The organism is Streptomyces sp. SX-6, from assembly GCF_059089585.1.
Genome location: NZ_JBTHHU010000048.1, coordinates 1 through 11,656, shown reverse-complemented (window position 1 = coordinate 11,656; position 11,656 = coordinate 1). Strand labels below are relative to the sequence as shown.

Here is an 11,656-nt window from a genome sequence, read left to right as displayed (position 1 = left end):
CCCCCCCGCCAAAGGCCTGTGGGGGGGAAGGACTCACTCGCCCCCCCCCCCACGGCGTTGTGATTCCCGCTCCCGGACGGGTAAGGTAAGGGTTACCTTTCTTCCTTCTGGCCGGTGAGGCGGTGAACCGCGTGTACGTCTGCTCGTGCTTCGGCATCACGGAGCAGCAGGTGCGTGAGCACGCGGACCAGGGGGCGTGCACCCCCCGCAAGATAGCCTCGGCCTGCAAGGCCGGCACCGACTGCGGCAGCTGTGTGCGCCGCATCCAGGCCCTCCTCGGCCGGGGCGCCTGCCCCCGCCGCGAACTGGCCGACCGTGGCGAGCCCGGAGTGCTCGCGTCCGCCGCGTAGTCGGCGTGGTCAGCGGCTGCTGCCGTTCTCCTGCTCGATGAACTGGGCCAGATAGAGCGGCTCGCCGAGCTTCTCGATCAGCTCGAGCTGGGTGTCGAGGTAGTCGATGTGGTCCTCCTCGTCGGCGAGGATCGACTCGAAGATATTGGCCGAGGTGATGTCGCCCTTGGCCCGCATGACCTCGACGCCGCGCCGGAGACGGTCGATGGCCTCGACCTCCACCTGCCGGTCGGCCTGGAACATCTCGGTGATCGTCTGGCCGATCCGGACGTGGAAGAGCCGCTGGTAGTTGGGCAGTGCCTCCAGGAAGATGATCCGGTCGGTCAGCACCTCGGCGTGCTTCATCTCGTCGAAGGACTCGGCGCGGGTGTGTGACGCGATCTTGGTCCAGCCGTGGTGCTCCTGCAACTTCGCATGCAGGAAGTACTGGTTGATGGCGGTCAGCTCGCCCGTCAGCTGCTCATTGAGGAACTCGATGATCTCGGGGTCGCCCTGCATCGCAGAGGCTCCTTCCCAGGGAAGTCCGGCAGGTTGCGCGCATCCTTGCACCGGCCTTCGAAACCGTCCAGTAAGTGCACACTTAGTGGAATTTGTCCGGATGATGCCACCCCTGGTCATCAGCACCCCCACGGGTCTGACACCATGGGGTCATGGGTCAGCCTAATAACCCGGAAAGCCGCAAAGGAGAACAACTCCTGCTGCCCCCGGGACAGCGAATTCAGCGCGGCTGGCCGGTGACGCACTACGGCCCGGTACCGAAGTTCCGGGCGGAACGCTGGGAGTTCCGCGTTTTCGGCGCGACCGCCGACGGTGACAAACACTGCTGGACGCACGAGGAGTTCGCGGCGCTGCCGTATGCGACGGTGAACGCCGACCTGCACTGCGTCACGAAGTACAGCGTCCTCGGCATCGAGTGGGGCGGCGTGCTGGCCCGCACCATTGTCGAACTCGCCCCGCCCGCACCGGATGTCACCCATGTGATGGTGTGGGCCGAATACGGCTACAGCGCCAATCTGCGGCTGGCCGACTTCGCCTCCGAGCACTCGATCTTCGCCACCCACAAGGACGGTGAACTCCTCACCGCCGAGCACGGTTTCCCCGTCCGGCTGGCCGTCCCGCACCTGTACGCCTGGAAGGGGCCGAAGTGGGTGCGCGGCGTCGAGTACATGGCCACCGACCGCCGCGGCTTCTGGGAGGAGCGCGGCTACCACAACCTCGGTGACCCCTGGCGTGAACAGCGCTACTCGTACCAGGAGGAGCCCGGCGACGGGCCGGAACTCTAGGGCGTGTCCGGTGGGTCAGCACAGGCCCTGCGGCGCCCGGCACGGCACCTCGCCGCGTTGTCGCATCACCCACGGACACCCAGTCCGAGGGAGATGCTCCGCCTTGCGATGCACCGCACCGGACACCGCGGGGCCCGCACTGACCCACCGGACACGCCCTAGGCCGGCGAAGGGCCGTCCCGCAGTGCCTTCAGGCGGGCCACGTCGGCGGCGTGTCCCTCCTTGCCGCCCGGCGTCTCGATCGTCAGCGGCACCCCCGCCGTCCCGGGGTGGGTGAACAGCTCCGCGAAGGGCTCGGCACCGATGTGGCCGGAACCGATGTTCTCGTGCCGGTCCTTGTGCGCGCCGACGACGTCCTTGGAGTCGTTGGCGTGGATCAGTCCCAGCCGCCCCTCGCCGACGACCTGCACCAGCTCGTCGAGGGTCTGCTTCATCCCGCCGTGCCCCGCCAGGTCGTGGCCCGCCGCGAACACATGGCAGGTGTCCAGGCAGACGCCGAGCCGCGGATGGTGCTCCAGCGCGTCGAAGTACGGCCCGAGATCGGCGATCCACGAGCACAGCGAGGCGCCCTGACCCGCCGTCGGCTCGAGCAGCAGCTGCGGGTCGTCGTCGTGCGTCAGCTCCTCCAGCAGCGGCAGCAGCCGCTCGTGCACCTGGGCCAGCGCCTCGCCGCGGGCACGGCCGCCGGTCGCCGAACCGGTGTGGACGACGACCCCGCGCGCCCCGATCTCCCGGCCCCGGCGCAGCGAGTGCCGCAGCGACTCCACGGACCGGTCGACCGTCGCCCCGGTGTGCGAACCGAAGTTGATCAGGTACGGGGCATGGACGTACACCGGCAGCGAGGCCTCCGCGCAGCCCGCGCGGAACGCCTCGTCCTGGCGCGGGTCGCCGGGCGGGGTCGCCCAGCCGCGCGGGTTGGCGACGAAGACCTGGACGGCCTCGGCACCCATCTCGCGGGCGTACGGCAGGCCGGTTCTGGCCAGGCCTCCGGCCACCGGGATGTGACCGCCGACAGGATTGCGATTGCTCTTGCGCAAGGTGGTGCTCATGCTCCTCAGAGGCCGCCCTTGAGACGGATGGTGATGGTGTCGCCGCGGGCCGCCTTGTCGCCGGCCTTGACCGACTGGCTGTCGACCGAGTCGCGGGGGAAGAGGAACGGCCGGTCCACGCGCACCGCGAAGCCCGCGTCCGTCAGGATCTTCTTGGCGTCCGCCTCGCTCTTGCCGGTGACGTCCGGGACGGCGAGCATCTCCTTGCCCTTGGAGAGCGCCACGGTGATCGTGTCGCCCTTGGCGACCTTGCCTCCCCGGGCCGGCGACTGCTCGGCGACGGAGCCCTTGGGCTGGCCCGAGTAGACCTCGGAGTCCGAGACCTTGAGCTTGAGACCCTGCTGGCCCAGCCGGTCGGTGGCCTCCGCCGGCGAGAGGCCGCTCACGTCCGGCACGTCCAGGGCCTCGCCCTTGCTGACGACCAGCGCGACCGGCGAATCCGGCCGCAGGCCGGTGCCCGCCCGCGGCTCGGTGGACAGCACCGAGCCCTGCGGGGTCTCGTCGCTGAACTGCTTGCCGACGTCGCCGACCGTCAGCCCCGCGTCCTGGAGCTTCTTCTTCGCCTCGTCGAACGGCATGCCCACGACGTTGGGCACCTCGGACCGCTGCGGGCCCCGCGAGACGGTGATCGTCACCCGGCCGGTGTTGCGGATGCGCTCGCCCGGCTTGGGGTCGGTGGCCATGACGTGGCCGCGCTCGACGGTGTCGCTGAACTCCTGCCGGGTCTGCACGCCGAGCCCGGCCTTGCCGAGCTCCTGCTCCGCCTTGTCCTGCGTCATGTCCAGGACGGCCGGGACCGAGGTGAACTGGCCGGAGTTGATGTACCAGACGCCGGTGCCCGCGAGCACCGCCAGCACGGCGGCGACCACCGCCAGCACCGTGCGCCGCCGCAGCCCGCGCAGCGGACCCGGCAGCCGGTCCCAGGCCGTCGCCTGCGCCTGCGGCCGTGCCTGCGGGGGGACGACGGGCGGCTGCTCGAACCGCGCGGTACGGTCCATCGGCACCGCCGCGGGGCGCGGGAGGACGCTCGTACGGTCCTCGGAACCCTGGGGGACCGACGGGTCCGTCGCCCTCGGCGGACGGGCGTCCAGCTGCTCGTCGGAGAGCTGTGCGCGCGCCTCGCGGATCAGCCCCAGCATGCCCACCGCGTCGTCCGGGCGCAGCCGGGGGTCGCGGGCGGTGCAGGTGGTCACCACGTCGTCGAGCTCGGGCGCGAGGCCCGGGACCTCGGCGGACGGGGCCGGCACGTCCTGGTGGAGGTGCTGGTAGAGCACCTGCGCCGGGTTGGTGCCCGCGTGCGGCTTGGTGCCGGTGAGCATCTCGTAGAGGACGACACCACACGCGTAGACATCCGTGCGCGTGTCGACGGTGCCCTGCTCGATCTGCTCGGGGGCGAGGTAGGACACCGTCCCCAGGACCGAGCCGGTGTTGGTCGTGGTGGTGGTGCCCACCGCCCGCACCAGGCCGAAGTCGGCGACCTTGACCCGCCCGTCGTCCCCGATCAGCACGTTCTCGGGCTTCATGTCGCGGTGCACGAGCCCGGCGCGGTGCGCCGCGCCGAGCGCCGCCAGCACGGGCTCGGCGATGTCGAGCGCCGCCCGGGGCTGCAGCGCCCCGCGCTCGCGCAGGACGTCGCGCAGGGTGCAGCCCGGTACGTACTCCATGGCGAGGTAGACGTATCCGCCGTCCGTGCCCTGGTCGAAGACGCTCACCACATTGGGGTGGTCGAGGCGCGCCGCCGACTTGGCCTCGCGGATGAAGCGCTCGACGAACGCGGAGTCCGACGCGAGGGTGGGGTGCATCACCTTCACGGCGAGCACGCGGTCGAGGCGGGTGTCCAGGGCCCGGTAGACCGTGGCCATGCCACCCGCGGCGACCCGCGCCTCGATGCGGTAACGGCCGTCGAGCAGCTGGTCGACGAGGGGGTCCGGCAGGGTCGTGTCCACGGTCCCCGAGTCTACGAGCCCATCGCGACGAGCCGTACGCTCGTACGTCCGGACGGAGCTACCGCAGCGAAACGGTGACCTACGCCGCCCCGAACGCCGGCCGCTCCGGGTCCAGCCGCGCCAGCCCGGTCAGCGGCGACGACGCCTCGGCGAAGTGCCGGCGCGGGATGCGCCCGGCCCGGTGGGCCAGCCGCCCCGCCTCGACCGCGTGCCGCATGGCCTCCGCCATCAGGACCGGCTCCTGCGCCCGCGTCACCGCCGAGGCGAGCATCACCGCCGAGCACCCCAGCTCCATCGCGAGCGCCGCGTCGGAGGCGGTGCCCGCACCGGCGTCGAGGATCACCGGCACGTTCGCCCGCTCCGTGATCAGCTGGAAGTTGTGCGGGTTGCGGATGCCCAGGCCGGAGCCGATGGGGGAGCCCAGCGGCATGATCGCGGCACAGCCGATGTCCTCCAGCCTGCGGGCCAGCACGGGGTCGTCGTTGGTGTAGGGCAGCACCGTGAAGCCGTCGTCCACCAGGATCTCGGCGGCGTCCAGCAGCTCGATGGGGTCGGGCAGCAGGGTGCGCTCGTCGGCGATCACCTCGAGCTTGACCCAGTCCGTACCGAGCGCCTCGCGGGCCAGCCGGGCCGTCAGGACCGCCTCGCCCGCGGTGAAACAGCCCGCCGTGTTCGGCAGCACCCGTACGCCGTGCTTCTCGAGCACGGACAGCACCGAGCCCCGCACGCTCGAGTCCAGCCGGCGCATCGCGACCGTGGTCAGCTCGGTGCCCGAGGCGATCAGCGCGCGCTCCAGCACCTCCAGGCTCGGGGCCCCGCCCGTTCCCATGATCAGACGGGACGTGAAGACGGTGTCGGCAATGGTGAGCAGGTCGTCCGCCATCGTGATCAGCCTCCCTGCACCGCGGTGAGCACCTCGACCCGGTCGCCGTCGCCGAGCGGCGTGAGCTGCCACTGGCCGCGCGGGACGACGGTTTCGTTGACGGCCGCGGCGACGCCGCCGGGCGTGGTGGTGAGCGTGGCCACGAGGCCGCCGAGGGTCGTCCCGCCGGGGACGACATGGCGCTCACCGTTGACGGAAACGTGCACGGTGCCGGTCATGCGGGCTGCTCCTGGAGTGAGCGGGGTGAGCGGGTGAATCGCCGGGGGGAGAAGGGACGGGCCTCTTCGGGCAGGCTGCCGGTGGTCAGCGCCTCGGCGAGCGCGTCCCCGGTCAGCGGGGTGAGCAGGATGCCGTTGCGGTGGTGGCCGGTGGCCAGGTGCAGGCCGGGCAGGGCGGACGGGCCGAGCATCGGGGCGTTGTCGGGGGAGCCCGGGCGCAGTCCGGCGCGGGTCTCCACCAGCGGCAGCTCGGTGATGCCGGGCACCAGTTCGTGCGCGTCGCGCAGCAGTTCGTAGACGCCGCCCGCCGTGACGGTCGTGTCCCAGCCGAGCTCCTCCGTGGTCGCGCCCAGGACCAGCTCGCCGTTCTCACGCGGCACCAGGTAGACGTGCCCGCCGCGCACGACGGCCCGTACGGTCCGGGAGAGGAACGGCCGGTACGGCTCCGGCACACGCAGGCGCAGTATCTGCCCCTTGACCGGCCGCACCGGGGGCAGGACCTCCTCCGGCAGCCCCGCGAGCAGGCCGCTGCCGCTGCCCGCCGCCAGCACGGTCTGGCCGGCCGTGACCCGGCTGCCGTCGGCGAGTTCCGCGCCGATGGCCCGGTCCCCGCTCAGCAGCACCCGCTCCGCGCGGCTGCGGTGGAAGACCACCCCGGCCCGCTCACAGGCCGTCAGCAGCGCCTTCGCCAGCCGCCGGGGATCGGTCTGGTGGTCCCCGTCGACACGCAGCCCGCCCTGTACGCCGGGCGCGAGCATCGGCTCCAGCCGGCGGCACTCGCGTCCCGACAGCCACTGCGAATCCAGCCCCGACCGCAGCTGGAGGGCGTGCAGTTCGCGCAGGTGCGCCCGGTCGTCGGCGTCGAGCGCGACGGCGAGCGTGCCGCATGCGCGGTAGCCGGTGTCCTGGCCGCTCGCCTCCTCCAGCTCGGCCGTGAACTCCGGATAGCGCCGCGCGGAGGCCAGGTTGAGGGCGAGCAGCTCCTGCTCGCCGTAGTGCAGTTCGGTGACGGCGGCCAGCATCCCGGCCGCGACCTGCGCGGCCCCGCCGCCCGGCGCCGGATCGGCGAGCACTGTGGCCAGACCGCGCTGGGCCGCCCGCCACGCCGTGACGAGCCCGATGACTCCGCCGCCGACGACGAGGACGTCATGACTACGTGTACCAGGTGGACTATCCGCATGCATGGGCTTCCAGCCCCTCCCTTCGCCGGCATGACCCGGATCAGGTTCGTACGGTCGGAGGCCGTCCAGCCTCCCTCTCAGCCCGGTGCGTCCGGGCTCCCGCGAGTGCTTGTGCAGCGCCACCCTAGTACGGGCCGGGAACCGACCGGAAGGCGGCGGCACCCGCCGGCAGTGTTCAAACCTCGTGACTTTGTGTCGGAGGTCTCGTCACCCGGTGCTCCGAAAGAGACCGGCCACCGACCTATGGTGATCGTGTGAGTGAGCAGACGAACACCGCCGGTGGCCCTGCCGCCGAGGGCCGGGAAGCGACCAAGGGCGCGGCGCGGAGACGCGTCGTCATCGTCGGCGCCGGGATGGCCGGCGTACAGACCGCCGTCGCACTGCGCGAACAGGGCTGGGAAGGGGCGATCACCCTGCTGGGCGCCGAGCCCCACCCCCCGTACGACAGGCCGCCGTTGTCGAAGGCCGTGCTGCTCGGCAAGGCGGAGGGGTCCGCCTTCGAGGTGGACTTCGCCTCGCTCGGCATCGAGCTCCAGCTCGGCCGCGAGGTCACCGGCCTGCGCGCCGCCGACCACGAACTGGACACGGTGCGCGGCACCGTCCCGTACGACCTGCTGGTCGTCGCCACCGGCGCGGAACCGGTCCGGCTGCCCGGCAGCGAAGGCGTGCCCGGCGTCCATCTGCTGCGCACGCTGGACGACGCCGAGCGGCTGCGCCCGCTGCTGGTCGAGCAGCGCGACATCGTGGCGGTCGGAGCGGGCTGGATCGGCGCGGAGTTCGCGACCGCCGCCCGCGAGGCGGGCTGCAACGTGACCGTCGTGGAGGCCGCCGACCGGCCGCTGGCGGGCGCCATGCCGGCCGAGGTCGCCGCCCACATGGTCGACTGGTACGCCAACAGCGGCGCCCGGCTGCTCACCGGCGCCGCGGTGGCGGCGATCGAACCCGGCGAGGTCGTGCTCGCCGACGGCCGCCGGCTGAAGGCGGACGCGGTCGTCGTCGGCATCGGCGCCCGCCCCGCGACCGGCTGGCTGGCCGGCTCGGGCATCGAGCTCGCGCCGGACCGTTCCGTCGTCACCGACGACCGGCTGCGCACCTCGCTGCCCGACGTCTACGCGGTCGGCGACTGCGCGTCCTTCCCCTCCGCCCGGTACGGGGAGCGGCTGCTGGTGCACCACTGGGACAACGCCCTGCAGGGCCCGCGGACCGTCGCCGCCAACATCGTGCACGGCCCGGACGAGGCGCCGGTCTACGACCCGGTGCCGTACTTCTGGTCCGAGCAGTTCGGCCGGTTCGTGCAGTACGCGGGCCACCACGCCGACGCCGACGAGATCGTCTGGCGCGGCGACCCGTCGAGCGCCGCCTGGACGGTGTGCTGGCTCCGCTCCGGCGTCCTGGTGGCGGTGCTGGCGGTCGGGCGCCCGCGCGACCTGGCACAGGGGCGCAAGCTCATCGAGCGGGGTGCGGCGATCGACCGGGAAAGGGCGGCGGACGCGTCCGTCCCGCTGAAAGCCGCGGCGCTCTGATCCGTTCTGATCCGTATCGCGGCGAGGGTCTCGAGCCCGCTCGGGTCAACCCGGCTACCGGCTGTCAGTGGCGGATGGCAGGCTTGTCCTTGTGACCGAGATTGACGCAAAGATCGAAGCGCTCGTCCCCGCCTGGCTCACTCTCCCCGACATCGCGGAGATGCTCGACGTCGAGGTGACGCGCGTGCGCCAGCTGGTGAAGGAGAACCAGCTGGTGGCCGTGCGCCGTGGCGAGAACAACGCGCTTCACGTGCCTGCCGAGTTCATCAAGGACGGCAAGGTCGTCAAGGGCCTCGCCGGGACCCTGACCCTTCTCAAGGACGACGGCTTCAGTGACGGGGAGATGCTGGAGTGGCTGTTCACGCCGGATGACACCCTCCCCGGCACCCCGGCCCAGGCGCTCCATGAGAACCGCGGGACCGAGGTGAAGCGCCGCGCCCAAGCGCTCGCCGTCTGAACGACCCCTCTGCCCTTCTGCCCTTCTGCAACGACCCTTCTGCAGCGATTCCGTTCTGCAGTGATTCCGTGCGGTGTACGGCCCGGTCCACGGGCCGTACACCGCTGACCCGGGGGGAGACCCGACCGATGTCCGCCACCGCGCGCGAGCGGCTTGCCGATGCCCGGCTGTACCTGTGCACCGACGCGCGCAAGCGCCAGGGCGACCTGCCGGAGTTCCTGGACGCCGTCCTCGGCGCCGGCGTGGACATCGTGCAGCTCCGCGACAAGGGCATGGAGGCGGGGGAGGAGCTGGAGCACCTCGCCGTCTTCGCCGATGCCGCTCGCCGCCACGGCAGGCTGTTCGCGGTCAACGACCGTGCCGACGTCGCCCACGCCGCCGGCTCCGATGTGCTGCACCTGGGCCAGGGCGACCTGCCGGTGCCCGCGGCCCGGGCGATCCTCGGCGAGGACGTGCTGACAGGGCGCTCCACGCATGCCGAGGCGGAGGTGGACGCCGCGGTCGCGGAGGCGGGCGTGGACTACTTCTGCACCGGCCCCTGCTGGCCCACCCCGACCAAGCCCGGGCGGTACGCACCGGGCCTGTCCCTGGTCCGCTACGCCGCCTCCCTGGCGCCCGAGCGCCCGTGGTTCGCGATCGGCGGCATCGACGAGGGGAACCTCGACCAGGTGCTCGAGGCCGGCGCACGGCGGATCGTCGTCGTCCGCGCGATCACCGAGGCGGACGATCCGGGGGCCGCCACGGCCCGGCTCGCGAAGCGGATCCGGTCCTTCGACGTCTGATCCGTCTCACGGTGTGGAAGGCCATGGGCGAAAAAAGGGCATATCACGGAAGCCGGTTGGGCAGCCGCCACGCCGCTGGTTAACTTGACCGGTATGGCCCTCGGCACAGCTTCCACCAGGACTGATCGCGCACGGACAGTGCGCGACCTGCTTGCTTCCGGCGAGCGCTCGTTTTCGTTCGAATTTGCTGCCCCGAAGACCGAGAGGGGCGAACGGACTCTCTGGAACGCGATCCGCCGGATCGAAGCCGTCGCCCCCACCTTCGTGTCCGTGACCTATGGCGCCGGCGGTTCGTCGCGCGAGGGCACCGTGCGGGCGACCGAACGCATCGCGACCGACACCACGCTCACCCCCGTCGCCCACCTCACGGCGGTCAACCACTCGATCGCCGAACTGCGCAACGTCATCGGCCAGTACGCCGACGTCGGCATCCGCAACATGCTCGCGCTGCGCGGCGACCCGCCCGGCGACCCGATGGGCGAGTGGGTGCGCCACCCGCGGGGCCTCGACCACGCGGTCGAACTGGTCCGGCTCATCAAGGAGTCGGGCGACTTCTGCGTGGGCGTGGCGGCGTTCCCCGAGATGCACCCGCGCTCCACCGACTGGGACACCGACGTCCGCCACTTCGTGGCCAAGTGCCGGGCGGGCGCGGACTTCGCGATCACCCAGATGTTCTTCTACCCGGAGGACTACCTGCGGCTGCGCGACCGCGTGGCGGCGGCGGGCTGCGACACCCCGATCATCCCCGAGATCATGCCGGTCACCAACGTCCGCCAGATCGAACGGTTCGCACAGCTCAGCAATGCGGCGTTCCCGTCCGCGCTAGCGGAGCGTATCCGCGCGGTGAAGGACGATCCGGCAGCTGTACGCTCGATCGGGATCGAGTACGCGACGGACCTGTGTGCACGGTTGATGGCCGAGGAGATTCCCGGGCTGCATTTCATTACCCTGAACCACTCCACGGCCACCTTGGAAATCTACGAGAATCTGGGACTGCACCAGCGGTCCTGACGGCCTGCCGGGAACGGTGGCCGAACGAGAGGGGCGCTAATGGGCTGGACGGTCCTCTACATCGCGTTCGGCGTCGTCGCACTGTGGCTGCTCAGCGAGGTGCTGCTGCAGTACAAGGCCCGGCTGCGGTGGCGGCTCCTCGCCTTCGCCGGTTTCCTCGGCGTGGTCGCCGGGGTCGTCATCCCCTCGGTGGCGGTCATCATCGCGGGGGCGTGCGCCTTTGCGGTGGGGCAGGTGTACGTCACGCTCTCCTTCCGGCGCGGGTTCTCGGAGGGCTGGGCGCTGCGGCGCCCGTCCTCCGGCGGTGCTGCCCGGGAGCCGGAGGGGGGCAGGCGCCGCCGTCGCCGCGGCGCCGCCGCGGCCGCCGAACCGGCGCCCTCGCACGCGCCCGTCCAGGACGAGGCGCCGGTCGCCGTCGGCCTGGCCGCCGGAGATACCGAGCTCATGCCCAACGTGCCCAACGTGCCGGAGCAGCCGACCGCGGAGCATGCGGTGGGCGGCTACGCCGCGGTCGACGAGACGAGCGTCTTCGGCGTGCACGAGCACGAGGTGCCCGCCGCTCAATTCGGCTACGAGCAGGCGCAGTACGCGGCGTACTCGGATCCGTACATCGGCAACCGCCAGCAGACGTACGAGTCGTACGAGGCGTACGGGCAGCAGCAGCAACCACAGCAGCAGCAGTACGGCGCGGTGCCGCAGCCCTATGCGGCGGGCGGCGAGGTGTACGCGCCGCAGCCGTACGACATGGACACCCCGCCCGGTGGCGTCTGGGTCCCCCAGCAACGCGACACGGACGCGACTCCGCCGCAGCAGCAGCCCGAGTACGGCCATGGGTACGACGGGCAGCAGTACCACTACTGAGGTGGTGGGGTGGGGGTGGGGGAGTTGTGCCCCGGTCCCGCCCTCTCACCGTCTCCTCCGGGGCTCCGCCCCGGCCCCCGTTCCGGGGGCGGAGCCCCCGGAACCCCGCAAC

Annotated in this window: 13 protein-coding genes and 1 riboswitch; of the genes, 7 read left to right on the top strand and 6 right to left on the bottom strand. The window is 71.8% G+C overall.

The window, feature by feature from the left end; genetic code table 11:
* Window positions 1-122: 122 nt before the first annotated feature.
* A complete protein-coding gene (locus tag ACV530_RS34155; protein WP_494336592.1) occupies window positions 123-350 on the top strand; it encodes a (2Fe-2S)-binding protein in 228 nt (75 codons plus the stop codon).
* Between the two features lie 9 nt (window positions 351-359).
* Here ACV530_RS34155 and bfr read toward each other — a convergent pair whose 3' ends face one another.
* On the bottom strand, window positions 360-848 hold the full coding sequence (bfr, locus tag ACV530_RS34150; RefSeq protein ID WP_494336591.1) for a bacterioferritin: 489 nt from the start codon (window positions 846-848) through the stop codon (window positions 360-362).
* A gap of 152 nt (window positions 849-1,000) precedes the next feature.
* On the opposite strand from bfr, the gene ACV530_RS34145 reads away from it, so the two are divergent.
* The gene (locus tag ACV530_RS34145) at window positions 1,001-1,633 is read left to right on the top strand and encodes a sulfite oxidase-like oxidoreductase (protein WP_494336590.1); all 633 of its coding nucleotides are present in this window, start codon (window positions 1,001-1,003) and stop codon (window positions 1,631-1,633) included.
* 158 nt (window positions 1,634-1,791) lie between these two features.
* Here ACV530_RS34145 and ACV530_RS34140 read toward each other — a convergent pair whose 3' ends face one another.
* From ACV530_RS34140 to thiO, 5 genes are all read right to left on the bottom strand, one after another.
* Entirely contained in the window at window positions 1,792-2,682 is an 891-nt protein-coding gene (locus tag ACV530_RS34140; RefSeq protein ID WP_494336589.1) for a deoxyribonuclease IV, read from the bottom strand.
* 5 nt (window positions 2,683-2,687) lie between these two features.
* A complete protein-coding gene (gene pknB, locus ACV530_RS34135) occupies window positions 2,688-4,628 on the bottom strand; it encodes a Stk1 family PASTA domain-containing Ser/Thr kinase (protein ID WP_494336588.1) in 1,941 nt (646 codons plus the stop codon).
* Window positions 4,629-4,707: 79 nt separating this feature from the next.
* Window positions 4,708-5,511 (bottom strand): thiazole synthase, encoded by an 804-nt coding sequence (locus tag ACV530_RS34130; protein ID WP_494336587.1) that lies wholly within the window; start codon window positions 5,509-5,511, stop codon window positions 4,708-4,710.
* Between the two features lie 5 nt (window positions 5,512-5,516).
* Window positions 5,517-5,729 carry a sulfur carrier protein ThiS gene (thiS, locus tag ACV530_RS34125; protein ID WP_494336586.1) on the bottom strand — a complete coding sequence of 71 codons (213 nt, stop codon included), beginning with the start codon at window positions 5,727-5,729 and terminating at the stop codon, window positions 5,517-5,519.
* Window positions 5,726-6,913, bottom strand: a complete 1,188-nt coding sequence (thiO, locus tag ACV530_RS34120) for a glycine oxidase ThiO (protein ID WP_494336585.1) — start codon at window positions 6,911-6,913, stop codon at window positions 5,726-5,728. The genes thiS and thiO overlap by 4 nt, the downstream gene beginning before the upstream one ends.
* Window positions 6,911-7,023, bottom strand: a riboswitch (TPP riboswitch). Its footprint overlaps the gene before it by 3 nt.
* 141 nt (window positions 7,024-7,164) lie before the next feature.
* Here thiO and ACV530_RS34115 point away from each other — a divergent pair.
* From ACV530_RS34115 to ACV530_RS34095, 5 genes are all read left to right on the top strand, one after another.
* Window positions 7,165-8,433, top strand: a complete 1,269-nt coding sequence (locus ACV530_RS34115; protein ID WP_494336584.1) for an NAD(P)/FAD-dependent oxidoreductase — start codon at window positions 7,165-7,167, stop codon at window positions 8,431-8,433.
* 91 nt (window positions 8,434-8,524) lie between these two features.
* Window positions 8,525-8,890, top strand: a complete 366-nt coding sequence (locus tag ACV530_RS34110) for an Rv2175c family DNA-binding protein (RefSeq protein WP_494336583.1) — start codon at window positions 8,525-8,527, stop codon at window positions 8,888-8,890.
* A 128-nt stretch (window positions 8,891-9,018) separates the two neighbouring features.
* Window positions 9,019-9,672, top strand: a complete 654-nt coding sequence (gene thiE, locus ACV530_RS34105; protein ID WP_494336582.1) for a thiamine phosphate synthase — start codon at window positions 9,019-9,021, stop codon at window positions 9,670-9,672.
* A gap of 93 nt (window positions 9,673-9,765) precedes the next feature.
* The gene (gene metF, locus ACV530_RS34100) at window positions 9,766-10,683 is read left to right on the top strand and encodes a methylenetetrahydrofolate reductase [NAD(P)H] (RefSeq protein WP_494336581.1); all 918 of its coding nucleotides are present in this window, start codon (window positions 9,766-9,768) and stop codon (window positions 10,681-10,683) included.
* Window positions 10,684-10,722: 39 nt separating this feature from the next.
* On the top strand, window positions 10,723-11,544 hold the full coding sequence (locus tag ACV530_RS34095; RefSeq protein ID WP_494336580.1) for a hypothetical protein: 822 nt from the start codon (window positions 10,723-10,725) through the stop codon (window positions 11,542-11,544).
* The last annotated feature ends 112 nt before the right edge of the window (window positions 11,545-11,656 follow it).